Genomic DNA, 18825 nt, shown 5'->3' on the forward strand with positions numbered 1-18825 from the left:
TGTAGCGGGTGCTGCGGTCCCATTCGTCACCGGTGAGGTGCTTGTATGCGTTGTCGGGCACTTGACATCCTCTCCGCCCTAAAGGACGGAGATTCCCGCCTGGCTGCCGGATGCCCGGCTCGCCTTCGGGTGGGTTCCTGCTTCTTCGCGCTGTGCCGGGACGAGTCCCGGTCTTACCCGCGCTCCGCAGGCTGATACCGCCAGTCCGGCGGTCTTGGCGACGTTGACCGCCGCGTTGATGTCCCGGTCAAGGTGTGCCCCGCAGGCCCCGCACGTCCACGTTCGGATGTGTAGGGGCTTGGGGCCGTCCTTGACGCCGCACTGCGAACACACCTGGGACGTGGGCTCGAAGCGGCCGATCCGGTGGAAGGTCCGGCCGTACAGGGCGGCCTTGTAAGCCAGCATCGTGGCGAACGCCGACCATCCGGCGTCGTGCACGGACTTGGCCATGCGGGTGCGGGCGAGTCCCTTGACTGCCAGGTCTTCCACTGCAACCGATTGGTTCTCACGGATGATCTTCGCGGAGAGCTGGTGGTGGAACTCGCGCCGCGCATCGGCGGTCCGTGCGTGGGCGCGTGCAACATTGGTCCGGGCCTTCGCCCGGTTCTTCGACCCCTTGGCCTTGCGGCTGAGAGCCTGCTGCGCCTTCTTGAGCTTCTTCTCTGCCCGGCGCAGGAAGCGGGGACTGTCGATCTTCGTGCCGTCGGACAGGATCGCGAAGTGGGTCAGGCCCAAGTCGATGCCGACCACGGCGTCCGTCTGCGGCAGCGCCTCGGGCTCGGCCTCGACCACGAAACTCGCGAAGTACCGACCCGCACTGTCCTTGACCAGAGTCACCGTGGAAGGCACTGACGGCAAAGAACGGGACCACTTGACCGGAACGTCACCGATCTTGGGGAGCCGGAGCTTTCCGCCGATCGTGATCTTCCATCCGGCGTTGGCGGTGAAGCGGACCGACTGCCGGGTGTCCTTGCGGGACTTGCAGCGTGGCGGTCCCATCTTGGGCCGCTTGCCCTTGAGTCCGTCGAAGAAGTTCTTGTAGGCGATGTCCAGGTCCCGCAGCGACTGCTGCAACACGACCGAGGAAACCTCGGAGAGCCACGCTCGCTCGGGAGTCTTCTTCGCGGCGGTGAGCTGCTTGGACAACTCGCCGGAGGGGATGAACGGAAGCCCGGCGGCTCGGGCGGTCTCACGGGCCCGGAGGGCGTCGTTGAAGACAACCCGAGCACACCCGAACGCCCTCGCCAACGCCATACGCTGACCGGCGCTCGGGTGCACGCGGAAGCTGTACCGAAGCTGCATGACGATCACCTTACCCTTTGGTTTATGTCACCACGATGGAACCCCAATCCCGATGTGCGCAGCGGCCGTCACGTCGTCTACAACCTTCACGTCCACTTGGTTTTCGTCACCAAGTATCGACGCAAGGCCATAACCGACGCCATGCTGACGCGGTGCGAAGAGATCATGCGCGAGGTGTGCAGGGACTTCGAGGCCGAGCTGAAGCAGTTCAACGGTGAGGACGATCACGTGCACCTTCTCGTGCACTATCCGCCGAAGGTCCAGCTTTCCAAGCTGGTCAACTCCCTCAAGGGTGTGTCCGCCAGAATGCTGCGCAAGGAGTACGACAGCCACGTCCGCCGGTACCTGTGGGGAGGACACTTCTGGTCCGGCTCCTACTTCGCCGGAAGCTGCGGAGGCGCACCGCTGACCGTGGTCAAGCAGTACATCGAGAACCAGAAGCGGCCCGTCTGACTGTCGCAGAAGGCGCGAAGTGCACTCCGGCGCTCCGCGCCTCCGGGCCAAGGATGGCCTTCACCCCCGCCCTGAACGGCGGAGCACTGGCCAAGATCAGAGGTAGGGCCTGGCCCAGACTCGATCCCGGCTCCACTGAGCGAACCGGCGTTAGACCGTGGGCCAGGCGGGGCCGAACACAGGTGGCAACTGCCGCCACCTGCAGCCCGAGGTCGCCACGAAGATGATCGCCGCAAGTGCCTCGCGGTCACCCGCTCGGCGCCGGCCACCACCCTGCGGACGTATCACCACCGTCGGCGGCACCACCCGCCGAAACAGCACCCACAGTTCGTCCAGCACCAGACGCTCCACGAGATCCATCAGGCACGGCTCAACGAACGATCAAACCATAAGAAACGACGTCTAAGTGATCTTGCCCGCGCAAGGGACCGTTTGCGGTAGTGACCGCGTGCGTCAGTCTGCGAAGTCGGCTGCGCAGATGACTGGAGTCGGGTGCACTGAGCGCGGCCACCGCTCGCGGGCCGTCGGCCCCTGGCGCCATGCTCAGTCGAGTGGGGCGCCTGTGTCGATGATCCGATAGCCCACGCCGGGTGTGGTGGCGATGGCCGGGGGGTCGCCGAGTTTGCGTCGCAGGCGGCTGATGGTCACCGTGACGGTGTTGGTGAACGGGTCGGCGTGCTCGTCCCAGACCTGTTCGAGGAGGTTCTCCGTGCTGAGGAAGGCGGGGCTTGCATCAAGGAGGGCTTCGAGTACCGCGAATTCCCTGACGGAGAGGTCGAGTTGGCGGCCGTCGCGGCTGGCGGTGCGGCGCATCGGGTCGAGTTCGATGCCCGCCGTGCTCAGGGTGCGGGACCGGGCGGCGGGGCGGCGGCGGGCCAGGGCGCGGATGCGCAGGATGAGTTCGGGAAAGTGGAAGGGCTTGGCAAGGTAGTCGTCGGCGCCCAAGGTCAGGCCGCTGACGCGGTCGCTGGGTGAGTCGGCGGCGGTCAGCATGAGGACCAACCCGCGGCCGTCCCGCTCTGTGATCATCTGGCAGAGGGTGTCGCCGTGGATGCCTGGCAGGTCGCGGTCTAGCACGACGACGTCGTACGCGTTGACGTCGAGTTTGGCCGCGGCGTCGAGCCCGTCGTGAGCCACGTCCACGGCCATGCCCTGGTCGCGCAGTCCCTCGGCAATGACTTCGGCGAGGGGGCGGGCGTCCTCGACCACCAGGACTCTCAATGCGTCAGGCCTGTCTCTGTGTTGGGAGCTTCCGCCGTCGCCCCGCCGTCCGTACCGGGGAGGGTGATGGTGAGGCGCAGGCCGCCGTCGGGACGGGCGCGCAGGTCAAGGGTGCCGTGGTGGGCCTGGGTGATGGCCGCGACGATGGAGAGGCCGAGGCCGCTGCCCTGGCCGGTGCCGGTCCGGTCGGCGCCAAGGCGGCGGAAGGGCTGCGCGAGGTCCGCGACCCGGCGCTGGTCGAGGACCGGTCCGCTGGACTCGACGACGAGGGACACTGCTCTTGCGTCGTCTCCTTCGGCCCGTACCGCGACACTGATCCAGCCCCCGGGGTCGTTGTGCGCGATCGCGTTGTCGACCACGTTGTCGACCGCGCGGCGCAGCAGCGTCTGGCTGCCCCACACCCACGCGGAGTCGTCCATCCGCTTTTCACGCACGGTCAGGCCCTTGGCCGCGATGTCCTTTGCCCTTCCGGTCAGGGCGGTCAGCGCGAGTTGGCCGAGGGTGAGGAGCGCCGAGTCGGTGAACTCGCCGTGCTGGGTGCGAGCCAGGAGGAGGAAACTCTCCAGCAGCCGGTCCACCTGGTCAAGTTCGGCGCGCATCCGGGCGGCCAGTGTGGCCGTGGTCTCGGGTACCGGGCCCGGTTTCGCGAGGGCCACGTCCAGGGAGGCCCGCATCGTGGTGAGCGGGGTGCGCAGCTCGTGGGAGGCGTTGGCGACAAAGAGGCGCTGTGCGTCGAAGGAGCCCTCCAGGCGGCCGAGGAGGTCGTCGATGGTGTCGGCGAGGTCCTTCACCTCGTCGCCGGGGCCGCCGATGGCCAGGCGTTCGTGCAGGCTGTCGGCGGTGATCCGGCGGGTTGCCGCTGTCATCACGCGCAGCGGGCGCAGCACTCGGCCGGCGACGAACCAACCGAGCCCGACCGAGATCACCGCCATGATGCCGAGGGCGAGGGCGGAGCCGAGCAGGATCTGTCGGGACTGGGTGTCGTGCGCCTGGGCCAGTTGCTGCTCCAACTCGTCGATGCGGCCCTGGGCCTGCGCCGCCGAGGGGGGCTGATCGGTGCCGCCATCGGGGGCGGTCTGGCTGGAGCGCGATCCGCCGGATGCCACCACGGCCGCGATGGCCAGCAGCGCCGTTCCCGACAGCAGGAACAGAGTCACGTACAAGGCGGTGAAGCGGGTGCGGGCTGTGCCACGGCGCAGGGCGAGCCGGGTAGTCAGGCCCGCGAGCCGTCGGGACGGACCCCAATTCATCCGCATGCTCCCCTCTCGCCACCGCACCAGGACACGTACCGGGCCAGGCTAAGCCGAGGCGCCTAACAGCGAGATGACAGTGACCGTTCGGCCCCTGTAACTCGCTCCGTCACAGGGTGGGGCCCATGAGCGATGAGAGTACGAAGGCGACGATCGAGGTCATCGGTTTGCGTAAGCGCTTCGGGCCACAGCTGGCTCTGGACGGGATGACGTTCACCGTGCGGCCCGGACAGGTGACCGGCTTCGTCGGCCCGAACGGCGCGGGCAAGTCCACCACCATGCGCGTGATCCTGGGCCTTGACGCGGCTGAGGAGGGAAAGGCCCTGGTCGGCGGGGTGCCGTACCGCACCTTGCGTCGCCCGCTTCGGCATCTGGGGGCACTGCTCGACGCCTCCGCGCTGCAGCCGAGCCGCACCGCCCGTAACCACCTGCTGTGGCTGGCCCACTCACAGGGCGTGCAGCCCCGGCGTGTGGACGAGGTCATTGAACAGGCCGGCCTGGGCACGGCGGCCCGGCGCAAGGCCGGCGGCTTCTCGCTGGGCATGCGCCAGCGCCTGGGGATCGCGGCGGCGCTGCTCGGTGACCCGCCGGTGGTCATGCTGGACGAGCCGTTCAACGGCCTCGACCCCGACGGCATCGTGTGGATGCGCGGCTTCCTGGCGGAGCTGGCCCGGTCGGGTCGCGCCGTCCTGGTCTCCAGTCATCTGATGAGCGAACTCGAAGACACCGCGGACCATCTCGTGGTGATCGGTCGCGGCCGGGTCGTCGCGGACACCAGCGTGTCCGAGCTGCTCGCTGAGGCGTCCAGCGGTCGGGTCACCCTGCGTACCTCCGCGCCTCCGCGCGCCGCCCAGGTCCTGCACGGCGCGGGCGCCACCGTTCTCGCAACCGGCCCCGACACCCTCGGCGTCACGGGCCTGCCCGACGAGGAGATCGTGGCCCTGCTTGCCCGAAACGGGGTGCCGTTCTCCCAGGTGTCCGCGCACCGGGCGACGCTCGAAGAGGCGTACACGGAGCTCACCCGGGACGCGGTGGAGTATCGGGGCATCCCGGCGGGGGAGGTCACGCGATGACAGCCACCCTCACCCCTCGCGCCCCGGCCACGAGGCGCGCTGAGCGGAGCGGCTTCCTCAGGACGCTGCACGCAGAGTGGACGAAGTTCCGTACGGTACGCGGCTGGGTCCTCGCCATGGCGGGGGCGCTCCTGGTGACGATCGTGGTCGGCCTGCTCGGCACCGCCGCCCCCGCCCCCGGCGGTCGCGGCGCCGACTCCGCCTCGTATCCGAAGGGCCCCGGCGGCGAGGCCGTAAATGACAGCTTCTACTTCGTCCACAGGACGCTCACCGGCGACGGCGCCCTCACCGTTCCCCTGCGGTCCCTGACCGGGGTGGCGGACACCGGGATCGGCAAGACGGCCCAGGGCGCCCAGCCCTGGGCGAAGGCAGGGATCATCGTGAAGGAAAGCCTCACACAGGGATCCCCGTACGCGGCGGTCATGGCCACCGGCGGTCACGGCGTGCGCATGCAGTACGACTACACACACGACACGGCGGGCCCTTCCGACAAGGTCACCCAGGAGTCCCCGCGCTGGCTGCGCCTGGTCCGCTCCGGCGACAACCTCACCGGTTACACCTCCACCGGCGGCTCCAACTGGACCAAGGTCGGACATGCGAAGCTGCCTGGGCTTGCGCGCACTGTGCAGGCCGGGCTCTTCGCCACGTCACCGGAGGCGAAGCAGGACACCGCGGCGGGCACGGGCTTCAGCCCTGCCGCGGCCACCGGCACCTTCGGCCGCCCGGCCCTCACCGGCGACTGGTCCCAGGGGACGTGGAGCGGCACACAGGTGGGCGGCGACGCGGGCACCTCCGGCAGCTACACGAACACCACCAAGGGCGGCTTTACCCGGACCGACGGCGGCGGGTTCACCGTGACCGGGGCCGGTGACATCGCACCGGTCGTCGGCGGGCCCGCCATGGGCGTCGGCTTCTCCGTCGAGAACTTCCTCGTCGGCACATTCGCCGGGCTGATCGTAGTGATCGCCGTGGGCACGGTGTTCATCACCAGCGAGTATCGGCGTGGTCTGCTGCGTACAACCATGGCGGCAACTCCCCTGCGGAGCCGGGTGCTTGGCGCCAAGGCGCTGGTAGCCGGGGGCGTCGCGTTCGCCATCGGCCTGCTCGCCGCCGCGATCACCATTCCCATCGGGGAACGCAGCGCGCGTGGCAGGGGCTTCCATGTCTTCCCCGTCACGTCGGCGACCGAAGTGCGCGTCATGGTCGGAACCGGCCTGCTCTGCGCAGCCGCCGCCGTACTCGCTCTCGGCGTCGGTGCCCTGCTGCGGCGCAGCGGCACGGCGGTCGCCCTGATCATCGCGTCGATCGTGCTGCCCTTCCTGCTTGCCACCTCCGGAGTACTACCCCCGGGCGTCTCGGAGTGGCTGCTGCGGGTGACCCCAGCTGCGGGCTTCGCCATCCAGCAGACCCTGCCGCAGTACACGCAGGTGCTCAGCGTGTACGAGCCGTCGACCGGCTACTACCCGCTGACGCCGTGGGCCGGCCTCGCCATGCTGTGCGGCTACGCCGCGCTCGCCTTCGGCCTGGCCGTTGTGCGGCTGCGCGGGAGGGACGTATGAATCTCCTGAGCGATGCACGACTCACGAGCGCGGCTGACGGCGCGTGGCGAGGGGACTTCGGCCGCGCCCTACGTGCGGAGTGGACAAAACTGCGCACCGCAGGGGAAATGGGCAGGTTGCTCCTGCTCAGCATCGCGCTGACCGTGGCCGTCGGCTGCGGCACCGCCAAGGCCGTGAAGTGCCCGGACACGGGGTGCGGCCAGGACGCCGTCAAGCTCGCCCTGACCGGCGTCACCGTCGGACAGGCGGTCATCGCCGTCTTCGCGGTGCTGGCCGTCAGCGGCGAGTACGCCACCGGGATCATCCGCACCACGCTCATGGCAGTGCCGAGCCGGATCACCGTCCTCACCGCCAAGGCGACGATTCTCACCACGGTCGTCCTCGCCTCCGGGACGGCTGCCGTCCTGGCCTCCCTCCTCGCCGGCCGCTACATCCTGCCCGGCAACGGATTCACCGAGGCGCACGGCTATGCCCCGCTCTCCCTGTCAGACGGCCCGACCCTGCGGGCGGCCGTGGGGACGGTCTTCTACCTCGCCCTGATCGCCTTGATCGGCCTCGGCGTGGCGGCGGCGGTACGGGACACGGCGAGCGCCATCGGGATCGTGCTCGGGCTGCTCTACCTCTTCCCAGTCGTCACGCGGGTGGTCAGCGACCCGGAGTGGCAGCACCGCCTCCAGCAGATCTCGCCCATGACCGCCGGACTCACGGTCCAAGCCACCGTCCATCTGCACGAACTGCCCATCGGCCCGCGGGCCGGGCTGGGTGTGCTCGCCACGTGGGCTGCGGCCGCGCTGTTGATCGGCAGCCTCCTGTTGCACAGGCGCGACGCGTAGCCAAATCGAGCCGCCGGCGAGCGCGGTGGCTTCGGGCCCCTCCCGGGCCCGGCGCCTCACCTGGTCGACGAGTCAGCCGACCGGGAGCGACGCCGGACGGGCGGGTCTTCGGGATGCCGCCCCGGACCCACTGTCCGCCGCCGATCGGAGGGCTTCCGCCTCGGGCGCGGTGCGAGGGTCAGGCACCATGGACGCCGCGGCGACGAGGGCGAAGTGGGATTCATGTCGAGATCGAACCGGCCGTAAGGGCTCACGTAGGTCCGGGGACAGAGCCCGCCGGTCGGCGTCGGTGAGCCGCTTCTGCCACTTCTCTTCGCTCAGGATGTCCTGAAGCAACAGGGTGTTGACGTGCACCAGAGAGAACTGAAGCAGGTGCAGGGCGAGCATGGAGACCTGACCTCCTGGGACTCCTACTCGGAGCCGGTCAGGTCGCCGTCCTTGCCGTAGAAGGGGTCGTGGTTGGCGGAGTTCCGGTTCTCCACGAGGCAGGTGGATCCCGCTGTCCTCGAGCGGCATTCCGGCGCGGCCGCCGGCCATGACGAAGCCCGACGTTGTTCAGAATGCAATGGACAGGCCGTCGACATGCCCCGACAGAGCCTGCTTGTACCGCACCGATACATCGTCGGCCAAGACCTCGGACTCTCCGTCCAGCAGAGCGACCATCACCTTCGCCGCCACGTCGTTCGGGTCGCTCTTGGGTACGTCCAGCGCCTTGATCATGTCAGTGTCCGTGTAACCGAGATGGACTCCGAGGACTTGAGTGTGCTGGTCCTTGAGCTCCAGGCGGAGGGAGTTCGTCAAGGACCACAGGGCCGCCTTGCTCACCCCGTAGGCGCCCGCGCCGGCCACCCAGGACATCACAGAATGCACGTTGACGAGGGCCCCGCCTCCGTTCCTTCTCAGAGCGGGGGCGAAAGCCTGCGCCATGCGCAGTGGCCCGAGAACGTTGGTGTCGAAGAGTGCCGCTACGTCGTCGATGCGGTTGGTGAGCAGGCCGCGTGCGACCGTTGCGCCTGCGTTGTTGACTACGATGTTCACATCGGGGACGGCATTGGTCAGTGCGGCGACGGACGCGTCGTTGGTGACTTCCAGCGGCAGGGAAACCAGCCGCGGGTCGTTCGTGGGCCTCGGTTCTCGCGCAGTGACGTAGACCGTCGACGCACCCTCATCGAGGAACGCGTCGACGAGAGCCTTTCCGAGCCCTCTCTGCCCTCCGGTGACCAGGACGCGCGTCCCGGAAATCTCAGTCATGGTCAGACCTCATCGCGTGGGAGGGAGCTTTCGACACCCGCGGAAGATGTCATGTCTCGATTGAAGAACGGCTGGAATGGCGACCGTGCCTGCGCCCACGATCCGCGGGCGGTCGAACGGACGAGGCACAGCCGGCCGATCGGGCCAGCGGTTGCGACGCGGGACATGGGAAGTCGGCCAAGGGACGTGGTCACCGAAGGCACTCGTTCTCGATCCCTTGCGGCGGCCTGCTGCGGAGAAGCGATCGTCGAGCGGGACTGCAAAGCCGCCGATTCCCACGGTATAGGCCATTCGTATTCGACGCAGCGGATCGCCGCCCGTAACGGGACGATCACCTGCGGCAATGAGGAATCCGGTATGGAGCGACGGATCCGGCACCCCCGTGGTGTGCATCTCCGTTCGCCGACGGGCAGATGCGCCACGGCGCAGCCCGGGACATGGCCCGTGTGGTGTGATGCGGGCGGCCCGGCACCGTTCAAGACTCCGGAACCGGCAGGGAATTCTCAGCTGGGCAGGTCACCACGCACACGGGCAAGGGGCAAGTGAATGGCGTTCCCCCGGTGCACCAGCGGGGCGCGAGGGACCGCGCCACCGCGAGGCTCGGGATGGCGTCGAAGACGCAGCAGAGGCTCGGCGGCCTTCGCGAGAAGAGGAAGCTCTCTTCACCGACACCTGCCGCATCGCCGCCATCCGGCGCATCAGGTACCAGGGTGGTTCAGCTGCGCCGGCGCGAAACAGCGGATCAGCATCCCGCTCCGGCCGGTCGAGAGCCCAATTGCCTCGCCGGCCTTGCGCGAGCGCCGCGAGGTGACGTCGACCATGGCCGCTCGATGCCCACAGCCTCCTGAGGCACAGGCGATGCCCGCAAAGGCCTTCTACAACCCTCCCTACTTGTGATGGAAGAGGCCGTGGAAGAATTCATGGTGGTGGTGATGATCGGAGTGTTCCTTGATCTTTCGCAGAAACGCCTGCACCGCACTCTCGTTGAGTTCCTCCACCTCTTCCTCATGCTCCTTGAGCGCGTCACCGATGTCCTTGAACGTCAAGGTCACCTGATCGTCTTTGCTGTCCGGCGACCACTCGTGCAGGACAATGCGGGTCACCTCCCCCTTCAGGCCGATGATGTCCTGCCTGCCGGAGATCATGACGTAGTAGTCGCGCTTCAGAACAACCTTTTCGATGGCCATCGCTGCGGCGCTCGGTGGGGAAAGAACCGCAGTGCTCCCCTTCATGAACAAGTTGAACGCCTTGATCTTCGTCTTGCCGCTCTTGTTGGGCACCGCAAGTTCCGGGCTGATGGTGTTCTGCGCCCAACCCATGTCGATGGGATTCAGGGCGCTCGCCTGCTTGGTCTCACCACCAACGGCTTTGAGGTAGCTCCCGTAGGACAGGTAGATTCTCGAGCCGGGGTACATGTTGACCAACCGGAACGTCGGCTCATAGGTGGTCAGGTAGGCGACGAACTTCTCGATGGGTTCTGCACTGTGGAGCACGATGCGGTTACTCGCTCCAGCGCCGGCGTCCTTGCCGTCCATCCTGTGCAGCAGAGGCTCCTGCTGCTCGTCCACGTTGATCAGTTGTTCCCAGCTGCCTATGTGTGTCGCCACGATAGGAACTCCTCCCGAGAGAACGGCCGGATGCTTCGGAATGACCGCCGGCTCCCCGAATTCATCCGCGGCCCTTCGCCATGACGAAGGGCCATGCCAACCTTTGACATCCGTCAACCCATTAGATTGGCACGACACTTCGGGCACCTCAACAGGTTGAGCCGAAGGGAAATACACGATCAGAAATCGCCTTGCCTAGCTCAAAGTCGACCGTGAAATCCCCGTGCCGGATGCCCCGCAGCCCGCACCGGTCGGCGTGACGCCCGTGGCGGTCTTCACTCCCGCGGCCGCGGGGCGCACCCGCAGCGCGCTCATCGCCTACGTCCTCGTCGGCCCGCATCTCCAACTCCCCCTCGCGCAGGCGGATTTCGGTCATTGTGCGCCCGGAGCACGTCCATGCGCCCCTTGTACGGGTTTGCGGTATGGCGGCCCTGTCTCCGGCCGAGGACGATGCCCCTCGGTGTCCGTCACTGATCGCCCGACGGGCCGCTGCACAGACCGGGGGGAACTTGTCATTCACGGAGCACCACGGGGCGCTCACTGCGCCTGCCGCACGTCGGGGAGCCGCGACCGAAGCCCGCAGGGCGGCCGGCTACGGGGCCAACACCCCGCAGCCCCAGGCCAGGTGCCCTACGAGGCAGGCCAAAGGGGTCTCCGCGCGCTGCCGGACAAGCGGCAACGACCATGTCGCCGGACACCAGCGCCCTCACCTCCCGCTCCACAGGTACCCGACGGCGTCAAGACCCCCGTGAACACCTGCCGATCGGTTCAGCCTCAAAGCTTGAGCACAAATTGCACACGTTCTCTCTACATACTGGCCCCAGTTGGTCTAGATTGACCGTGCTTCAACCGCTCGGGCACGAGGCAGCCAACAATGATCTGAAAGTCCGGCACTACGCACAGCATGCAGTCATGTCCCCGGTGTCAGACGTGGGGATGATCGATCTCGGGTCCCGTCAGGGGGGTTCGGGTGCGGGGAGCACCCGAGGTTTCGACGGGCTCGAGTGCACCGCGAGAGTTCGGCAAGACATGCAAGTCCACTGCTGCCAGGGCGGCTTGTTCGCCGTGCCCTGAAGCAGCCGTGATGTCGTGCAAGGGGCGGGCGGGGGCCCTCCCACAGTCAGGAACAGCGCGGCGCGGGGGGCGATGTGCCTCCCGAGGGGTGGATGCGTGCGGGGGGGCGGGGGCCTCCCGGGGGGAGGAACGGTGTTAGGCGAGCACGTCGAACCACTGGGAGCCTGGGGGGGTTCTGTGCAGCAGGGAGGACTAGTCGGCCCTGTTCCGTCGACGCGAGGGCGTCTGGCGGATGGGGTCATCGGCCGGCCTGTGAACGGCTGGGAACAGCGATACCGCCGTACCGTGATCATCAGCGATACCGTGGCCACCTCATCGGTGGTGGCGGCGATCGGCAACTTCTTCGGATCCCGAGACGCGGCCAACTGGCACGAGAAGTGGGGCATTCTCGCATTCGGCACCGAACTGCTGGTGTTGGCAGCACTTGCGGTGAACCGGTCGTGGGCCCCGGCCGTGCTCGGACAGGGCGCCGAGGAGTTCCGCCGGCTCGGACGCTCTTTGTTCACGGCGACCGTCGTACTGGCGCTCGGCGGGATCGCCCTCACCTCACGCAACATCAAGCTGTGGATCTTCGTCGCGATCCCCGCGATCGCGCTCGTCACGATGACCACGCGCTATCTGCTCCGCCTCGGGCTGCACAAACAGCGTTACGAGGGACGGTGTTTGAGACCGGTGCTCGCTGCCGGGAGCCCGGCCACCGTGCGCGACCTGATCACCCGGACCCGAAAGTTCCCGCACCTCGGCTGGCGGGTGGACGCGGTGTGCACGACGGACGGTCTCGGCATCGACGGTGACCAACTGGACGGTGTGCCGGTCGTCGGACTGCTGTCGGACGTCGCGGGCCACGTCCGCCGCGACGGCTACCGAGTCGTCGCGGTCACCCCGGACCCACACTGGTCACCGGACCGGCTGCAGCGGCTGGCCTGGAACCTCGAGGGCAGCGATGCCGAGATGGTCGTGGCCCCCGTGCTCATGGAGGTGGCCGGCCCGCGGTTGCACGTCGACGCGGTGCTCGGAATCCCCCTCCTGAGGGTCAGCATGCCGACCTTCACCGGAGGCCGCCGGGCGGTCAAGGGGGTTGTCGACCGCTTGGCAGCGGCGGTCCTGGTGATGCTGTTCGCGCCGCTGATGGTGTTCGTCGCGCTGCTCGTCATGGTGGACAGCCGGGGCGGGGCGGTCTACCGCCAGCGCCGGGTCGGCAAGGACGGCCGCGAGTTCACCATCCTGAAATTCCGCACGATGGTCTCCGGAGCCCACGGGGCACGAGCCGAGCTGGCCGGCCGCAATGAGGGGGCGGGGCTGCTGTTCAAACTCCGCCGTGATCCGCGGGTGACCCGGGTGGGAGCGGTACTGCGCCGGTACTCGATCGACGAGCTCCCGCAACTCTTCAACGTGCTCACGGGCTCGATGTCGCTCGTCGGCCCGCGGCCTCCGCTGCCGGAGGAGTGCGCCGCGTACGGACCGGACATCCGGCGGCGGCTGCTGGTCAAGCCCGGACTCACCGGGCTGTGGCAGATCAGCGGACGCAGCGACCTGCCGTGGGAGGAGGCGGTCCGCCTCGACCTGCGCTACGTGGAGGACTGGTCCCTCGCCCTGGACACAGTGATCTTGTGGAAGACCCTGCGGGCAGTGCTCCACGGGCAGGGGGCCTACTGATGCGCGGAGGGCGGCGGCCGGGCCGGCCGGCGGGCGCATGTGACGCAGGCCATGAGGGCCTGCCTGGGGGGAGGAACGGGTCGTGAGAGTCAGCGTTTTCGGGCTCGGCTACGTGGGCTGTGTGTCGGCCGCGTGCCTGGCCAGCATGGGGCACGAGGTCATCGGGGTGGACGTGAACCAGGTCAAGGTCGACCTGGTCAACGACGGCAAGGCCCCGGTGGTCGAGGAGCGGATCGGCGAGCTCATCGCCGACGTCGTGCGGACCGGGGCACTGCGCGCCACCCTCGATGTCCGCGAGGCGATCAGGGACAGCGAGGTGTCTCTGATCTGTGTGGGCACGCCGTCGGAGCCCAACGGCAGCCTGTGCACCACCTACTTGGAGCGGGTCACCGAGCAGATCGGCGCCGCGCTGGCAGCCGGCGGTGGGCACAGTGGGCGGCACACCGTCGTGTTCCGCAGCACGATGCTCCCGGGCACCTGCCTGAACCTGCTGGTACCGATCCTGGAGAAATCCCTCGGCGGCACGGCCGGCGTGGACATCGGGGTCGCCGTCAACCCGGAGTTCCTGCGCGAGGGCACGAGCGTGCGGGACTTCTTCGACCCGCCGAAGACCGTCATCGGCGAGTTCGACACGGCAAGCGGCGATACGGTTTCGGCGCTGTACGACGGCTTGCCCGGCGAGGTGTTCCGGGTGCCGGTCCCGACGGCCGAGGCGATCAAATACGCGGACAACGCGTTCCACGGCCTCAAGATCGGCTTCGCGAACGAGCTGGGCGCGGTGTACCAGGCGCTCGGGGTGGACTCGCACCAGGTGATGGACGTGTTCCTGGCCGACCGCAAGCTGAACATCAGCCCCGCCTATCTGCGGCCCGGTTTCGCCTTCGGCGGCTCCTGCCTGCCCAAGGACCTGCGCAGCCTGGTCCACGCGGCACAGCGGGCCGACGTCTCGGTGCCCATCCTCTCCCATGTGCTGCCCTCCAACTCCGACCATCTGCAACGCGCGGTGGAGCTGGTCGAGCGCACCGGCAAGCGCAAGGTCGGCCTGTTCGGACTGTCCTTCAAGCCCGGCACCGATGACCTCCGCGAGAGCCCGCTCGTCGAACTGGCGGAGAAACTTCACGGCAAGGGATACGACCTGCGGATCCACGACGCCAACGTGAGCCTCTCGCGGCTCCTCGGCGCGAACCGCGAGTACATCGAGACCCGGCTGCCGCACCTCGCGCAGCTGCTCGCGGACTCCGTCGACGAGGTGCTCGACCACGCCGAGGTGTGCCTGGTCGGGACCAGGGACCCGGCCGTCCTCTCGGCGCTGCCCCATGGCGGCGACCCGGTGATCATCGACCTCATCCGCCTTCCCGACGCCGAGACGCGCCGGACCGAACCGGGGTACATGGGCCTTGCTTGGTGACGCAATCAGCGGCGACGGCTCGGGCCGTCGCGCGCTGATCCTGGTGGAGAACCTGTCGGTGCCGTTCGACCGGCGGGTGTGGCAGGAGTGCACGACGCTCCGCGACGCTGGCTGGGAGGTGCACGTCATCTGTCCCCGGGGGGAGAAGAGGGACACGGAACCGGAGGCGGTGATCGACGGGGTGCGGATCCACCGCTACCCGTTGCGCGCGGCCACCGGTGGACCGGCCGGCTACCTCCGCGAGTACGGAACGGCGCTGTGGCACACAGCCCGGCTGGCCCGCGAGGTCGGCCCGGTCGACGTGGTCCACGCCTGCAATCCGCCCGACCTGCTGTTCCTGCCGGCGCTGTGGCTGAAACGGCGCGGCGCGCGGTTCGTCTTCGACCAGCACGACCTGGTACCCGAGCTGTACCTCTCCCGGTTCGACCGCGGCAAGGACCTGCTCTATCGCGGCGTGTGTGCGCTGGAACGGCGGACGTATCGGGCCGCGGACATCGTGCTCGCCACGAACGAGAGCTACCGGGACGTCGCGATGCGCCGTGGCGGTAAACGCCCTGAGGACGTGTTCGTGGTGCGCAGTGCGCCCCAGACCGACCGGTTCCAACCGGTGCCGCCCGAACCGGAGTTGAAGCGCGGCAAACCTCATCTGCTGTGCTACCTCGGCGTCATGGGTCCTCAGGACGGAGTCGACTACGCCCTGCGGGCCCTTGCGAAGCTGCGCGACGAGTTCGGGCGGACCGACTGGCACGCGGTGTTCGTCGGCGCCGGCGACGCGTTCGACGCGATGGTGGAGCTGTCCCGGCAGCTGGGGCTCACGGAGCAGGTGCAGTTCACCGGGCGCATTCCGGACGCCGACCTGGTGCGCTACCTGTCCACCGCGGACGTGTGCCTCTCCCCCGACCCGCGCAATCCGCTCAACGACGTGTCGACCATGAACAAGGTCCTGGAGTACATGGCGATGGGCCGGCCGATCGTCTCGTTCGACCTCAAGGAGGCGCGCGTCTCCGCCGATGACGCCGCCGTCTACGCACCGGCCAACGACGAGGCGGAGTTCGCCGAGCTCATCGCACTGCTGATGGACGATCCGGAGAAGCGGGCCCGGATGGGCAAGATCGGCCAGGAGCGGATCAGCGGGGAGCTTTCCTGGCGGAACTCTCAGGCCTCGCTGCTCGCCGCCTACTCCGCCGCGTGCCGTGACCGGTCTCCGGTCTCGGCGAGCACCCCCGTACGCACAGGGAAGAGGCAGCACCGTTGAGCGATGACACGATCCGCCTGGTCACCGTGGGGCGGATTCTCCGGCGGAGGTGGCGGCTTCTCGCGCTCCTCGCCGTGGTGGGCGCACTCGTCGGCTACGGCGCCTCGTTGGTGTTCCCTCCGCGGTACACGGCGTCGGCATCGGTACTGCTGCCGGGGCAGTGGGAGGAGCGCGAGCTGCTGACCCAGGTCGATGTGGCGACCAGTTCGACGGTGGTCGACCGCGCGGGCGCCGCTCTCGACTGGACCGACGTCGGCGCCGGCGAGTTGCGGGACCGGGTGAGCGCCAAGGCCGCCGACGGAAACATCATCAAGATCTCCGGTACGGCCGACACTCCGGAACGCGCGCAGCAACTCTCCGACCGGGTGGCCAAGGAGTTCGTCGCGTTCGCCGAGCGGATCGCGGGCGGCAGCACCGCTCCCGGCGCGGCGACGGGGCCCGAGGCGCTGCGGCAGAAGGTCGAGGAGACCAACCGCCGCATCAGCGAACTGGCCAACGCGGCCGATCCGGGGCGGACCGTGGAGAGCGTGCAGGCCCGCACCTCCCTCGAAAAGCTGCGCACCTCGCTGGAAGAGGCCATGACGAAGCTGGACGAGGCCGACCCGGCGAACAACAAGGCCGGCATGATCGTCATGGGCCCGGCCGCCAAGCCGGCCGGTGAGGCACCGCCGACGAGGACGCAGCTCATCGTCGCCGGGGCACTGCTGTTCTTCCTGCTCGCGGTCATCGGCCATCTCGTCGCCGCACGCACGAATCGCCGGCTGCGCACCGAAGGGGAGATCGCCGCCGCCCTGGGCTCGGCACTGCTCGGCACGGTCGACGTGCCCGACGACAGGCGCGGGCACCGGCCGCAAGGCCGGGGTCCACGGGCATGGATCCGCCGGCTCCTCGGCACCGACACCCGGTGGGACATGCCGGCCCCGCAGAAGTCCGGCGACGAGAGCGGACGACAGATCCGCTACGGCCGCGTGTGCGCTCGCGTCCGGGACCTGCTGCCGCTCCCCCGGCCCCTGCTGGTCGTCGTACCGGAGGGCGACGAGATCGCCCGCCGGGCCGCCGTACAGCTCGTCGCCGAGGCCAGGGGCAATCCGCTGCTAAGAGTGGTGGAGGTTGCGGTGGACCGGCCACTGGTCCCGGACCGCGACACCGAGTCCGGCGCCCTGGTGGTGCTCAGCGCGGGCAGCTGGACCGCGGAGGAGCTCGCCGGCATCGCCGAGGCGTGCGCGGACGGCAGACACGAGGTCCTCGGCGTCGTCGTCGCCGGCCCGGTCCGGGCCCGCCCCCATCGGTCCGTCGCCCGTCCTGCGGACGACGCCACTCCGGAACTCGCGGTGCGCGGCCGTGCTACGGGAGGTTCAGCGTGACGACAAGCACGACTTCGGAGTCGTCGGGCGCTGTCACGCTCCTCGACCTCCAAGGGCTGGTGGTGGCGGTGCGCAGGCGCCGCCGCCTGTGGAGCGCGATGGCGCTCCTCGGCCTGCTGATCGGCGCGGCGCTCGCGGTTCTGTTGCCGCCGCCGCCGAGCGCGCTGACCAAGGTGCTGGTCGCGCACAAGGAGGACCAGCCGAACGACACCGGAACGCTGATCCGCACCGACGTCGAGCTGTTGCAGACCACGCGGGTGGCCGGCATCGCCCTGCGGTCCCTGAAGTCCCCGGAGAAGCCCGAGGACTTCATGCGGGACTACCGGGGCACCGGCCTGACCAACAACCTGCTGCAGATCGATGTGACCGGCGACGACGACGCGGAAGCGGTGGCCCGGGCCCGGGCGCTGGCCGATGCGTTCGTCGCGGACCATGTGCGGCGGATGCGGGGAGCCGCACAGGCCGAGGCCGCGGCCCTGCTCGACCAGCGCGACCGCATGCGGGACGAGCTCGGCGAGGTCAACAAGGCGATCGGCGAGCAGTCCCCGGATGCCGACCCGAAGGCGTCGGCGAACATCGAGTCGCTCTTCGCCCGTCGGGCCGAACTCAGCTCGCGGATAGCCGAATTCGACCAGCGCGCCGCGGAGGCGCGCACCGGAACTCCGAAGGTCGTCGCCGGCACACAGATCGTTGACGCCCCGCGCGCGGTACGGCACTCCCTGCCCAAGGCGGCGGCCACCAACGCCGCGATCGGGCTGATCCTCGGACTCGTCGTCGGACTCGCGCTGGCCGCGGTCGGCACCGTGGTGGCGGACCGTCCCGTGCTGCGCCGGGACATCGCGGCGAATCTGGGTGCCTCGGTCATCGCGGAACTGCCCCGCCGGTCGGGCAGGCTGTGGCAGCGCCGACGGACCCGGGTGGCGCGTGAACGGCTCACCGGGACCCTGGCCCGCACGGCCCGCGGCTCCGCGGAACCGTTGTCGCTGCTGGAACTGGGGTGTGCGCGCAGCGCGAGTGTGCTCGCGCTGAACGTCGCCGGGGCGCTGGCGGCCGACGGGCCCGTGGTCGTCGTCGACGGTCTGCCCGGCCCGCAGCTCGCCGGCCGACGCGCGAAGCCGGGTGATCCCACCGTGGTCAGCGGCGAGCGTGTCGCGACCGTGTCGCCCGAGGAGCGCCTGCTCGGCGTCGGCACGGTGGCGCCCGGCACGGCCTGGACCGACCTCCAGTACCTCGGCACCCGGACCGTGCTCGTCGTGCGGGCCGGGCACGCCAGTGCCGCATGGCTGCACACCGTGGCACGGCAACTCGCGGACCAGCACATACCGGTGATCGGTGTGGTGCTGATCGACCCCGACCCGCGTGACCGGACCGACGGCACGCTGTGGGACGGCCTGCACATCGCCCTGCGCGGCCGGAGCGAGCGGCCGGCCCGACAGCAGGGGGCGGGCCGGCGGCAGGCGGAGCGGCTGCCGATGGCGGCGGCACGGGTCCCGGACAGCAACCAGGAAGCGCGGTAGCA

14 protein-coding genes and 1 pseudogene are annotated in these 18825 nt (G+C 69.1%); 9 read left to right on the forward strand and 6 right to left on the reverse strand.

The annotated features are described in order from the left end of the window. Nucleotides 1–78: 78 nt before the first annotated feature. Nucleotides 79–1302 carry an RNA-guided endonuclease InsQ/TnpB family protein gene (locus tag ACFWU3_RS06105; RefSeq protein ID WP_384431839.1) on the reverse strand — a complete coding sequence of 408 codons (1224 nt, stop codon included), beginning with the start codon at nucleotides 1300–1302 and terminating at the stop codon, nucleotides 79–81. Between the two features lie 24 nt (nucleotides 1303–1326). Here ACFWU3_RS06105 and tnpA point away from each other — a divergent pair, with 24 nt between their 5' ends. Continuing rightward, nucleotides 1327–1755 (forward strand): IS200/IS605 family transposase, encoded by a 429-nt coding sequence (gene tnpA / locus ACFWU3_RS06110; protein WP_384431842.1) that lies wholly within the window; start codon nucleotides 1327–1329, stop codon nucleotides 1753–1755. A gap of 153 nt (nucleotides 1756–1908) precedes the next feature. On the opposite strand, the pseudogene ACFWU3_RS06115 reads toward tnpA, so the two are convergent. The 3 genes and pseudogenes from ACFWU3_RS06115 to ACFWU3_RS06125 all read right to left on the reverse strand — a co-directional run. Beyond that, nucleotides 1909–2115: pseudogene (locus tag ACFWU3_RS06115) on the reverse strand (transposase); the annotation flags it as partial. A 183-nt stretch (nucleotides 2116–2298) separates the two neighbouring features. After that, nucleotides 2299–2976, reverse strand: a complete 678-nt coding sequence (locus ACFWU3_RS06120; RefSeq protein ID WP_384431845.1) for a response regulator transcription factor — start codon at nucleotides 2974–2976, stop codon at nucleotides 2299–2301. After that, the gene (locus tag ACFWU3_RS06125) at nucleotides 2973–4133 is read right to left on the reverse strand and encodes a sensor histidine kinase (RefSeq protein WP_384431848.1); all 1161 of its coding nucleotides are present in this window, start codon (nucleotides 4131–4133) and stop codon (nucleotides 2973–2975) included. The genes ACFWU3_RS06120 and ACFWU3_RS06125 overlap by 4 nt, the downstream gene beginning before the upstream one ends. A 218-nt stretch (nucleotides 4134–4351) precedes the next feature. On the opposite strand from ACFWU3_RS06125, the gene ACFWU3_RS06130 reads away from it, so the two are divergent. From ACFWU3_RS06130 to ACFWU3_RS06140, 3 genes are all read left to right on the forward strand, one after another. Continuing rightward, nucleotides 4352–5299, forward strand: coding sequence for an ABC transporter ATP-binding protein (locus ACFWU3_RS06130; RefSeq protein WP_384431851.1), 948 nt, complete (start codon nucleotides 4352–4354; stop codon nucleotides 5297–5299). Further along, nucleotides 5296–6858 (forward strand): ABC transporter permease subunit, encoded by a 1563-nt coding sequence (locus ACFWU3_RS06135; RefSeq protein WP_384431854.1) that lies wholly within the window; start codon nucleotides 5296–5298, stop codon nucleotides 6856–6858. The genes ACFWU3_RS06130 and ACFWU3_RS06135 overlap by 4 nt, the downstream gene beginning before the upstream one ends. A gap of 107 nt (nucleotides 6859–6965) precedes the next feature. After that, nucleotides 6966–7691, forward strand: a complete 726-nt coding sequence (locus ACFWU3_RS06140; RefSeq protein WP_384431858.1) for an ABC transporter permease subunit — start codon at nucleotides 6966–6968, stop codon at nucleotides 7689–7691. Between the two features lie 555 nt (nucleotides 7692–8246). On the opposite strand, the gene ACFWU3_RS06145 is transcribed toward ACFWU3_RS06140, so the two are convergent. Both ACFWU3_RS06145 and ACFWU3_RS06150 read right to left on the reverse strand, forming a co-directional pair. Further along, a complete protein-coding gene (locus ACFWU3_RS06145; protein WP_384431862.1) occupies nucleotides 8247–8942 on the reverse strand; it encodes an SDR family oxidoreductase in 696 nt (231 codons plus the stop codon). An 887-nt stretch (nucleotides 8943–9829) separates the two neighbouring features. Further along, nucleotides 9830–10549 (reverse strand): hypothetical protein, encoded by a 720-nt coding sequence (locus ACFWU3_RS06150; protein WP_384431865.1) that lies wholly within the window; start codon nucleotides 10547–10549, stop codon nucleotides 9830–9832. A 1251-nt stretch (nucleotides 10550–11800) separates the two neighbouring features. Between ACFWU3_RS06150 and ACFWU3_RS06155 the strand changes: the two genes are divergently transcribed. From ACFWU3_RS06155 to ACFWU3_RS06175, 5 genes are all read left to right on the forward strand, one after another. Then, on the forward strand, nucleotides 11801–13279 hold the full coding sequence (locus ACFWU3_RS06155) for a sugar transferase (RefSeq protein WP_384431868.1): 1479 nt from the start codon (nucleotides 11801–11803) through the stop codon (nucleotides 13277–13279). Between the two features lie 82 nt (nucleotides 13280–13361). Beyond that, a complete protein-coding gene (locus ACFWU3_RS06160; RefSeq protein WP_384431871.1) occupies nucleotides 13362–14687 on the forward strand; it encodes a nucleotide sugar dehydrogenase in 1326 nt (441 codons plus the stop codon). Further along, the gene (locus tag ACFWU3_RS06165; protein WP_384431874.1) at nucleotides 14677–15942 is read left to right on the forward strand and encodes a glycosyltransferase family 4 protein; all 1266 of its coding nucleotides are present in this window, start codon (nucleotides 14677–14679) and stop codon (nucleotides 15940–15942) included. The genes ACFWU3_RS06160 and ACFWU3_RS06165 overlap by 11 nt, the downstream gene beginning before the upstream one ends. Next, nucleotides 15939–17306 carry a Wzz/FepE/Etk N-terminal domain-containing protein gene (locus ACFWU3_RS06170; protein WP_384431877.1) on the forward strand — a complete coding sequence of 456 codons (1368 nt, stop codon included), beginning with the start codon at nucleotides 15939–15941 and terminating at the stop codon, nucleotides 17304–17306. Before ACFWU3_RS06165 ends, ACFWU3_RS06170 begins: the two co-directional genes overlap by 4 nt. Further along, nucleotides 17303–18823: a Wzz/FepE/Etk N-terminal domain-containing protein gene (locus ACFWU3_RS06175; RefSeq protein ID WP_384431880.1), complete on the forward strand. Its 1521-nt coding sequence runs from the start codon at nucleotides 17303–17305 to the stop codon at nucleotides 18821–18823. The genes ACFWU3_RS06170 and ACFWU3_RS06175 overlap by 4 nt, the downstream gene beginning before the upstream one ends. The last annotated feature ends 2 nt before the right edge of the window (nucleotides 18824–18825 follow it).

The sequence above is a fragment of the Streptomyces sp. NPDC058685 genome (assembly GCF_042714725.1).
Classification (GTDB): domain Bacteria; phylum Actinomycetota; class Actinomycetes; order Streptomycetales; family Streptomycetaceae; genus Streptomyces.

Excerpts from the sequence above, each read along its gene's own strand:
- ACFWU3_RS06105 (WP_384431839.1), bottom strand. The coding sequence starts at position 1,302 with ATGCAGCTTCGGTACAGCTTCCGCGTGCACCCGAGCGCCGGTCAGCGT.
- ACFWU3_RS06130 (WP_384431851.1), top strand. The coding sequence starts at position 4,352 with ATGAGCGATGAGAGTACGAAGGCGACGATCGAGGTCATCGGTTTGCGT.
- tnpA (WP_384431842.1), top strand. The coding sequence starts at position 1,327 with ATGTCACCACGATGGAACCCCAATCCCGATGTGCGCAGCGGCCGTCAC.
- ACFWU3_RS06135 (WP_384431854.1), top strand. The coding sequence starts at position 5,296 with ATGACAGCCACCCTCACCCCTCGCGCCCCGGCCACGAGGCGCGCTGAG.
- ACFWU3_RS06140 (WP_384431858.1), top strand. The coding sequence starts at position 6,966 with ATGGGCAGGTTGCTCCTGCTCAGCATCGCGCTGACCGTGGCCGTCGGC.
- ACFWU3_RS06145 (WP_384431862.1), bottom strand. The coding sequence starts at position 8,942 with ATGACTGAGATTTCCGGGACGCGCGTCCTGGTCACCGGAGGGCAGAGA.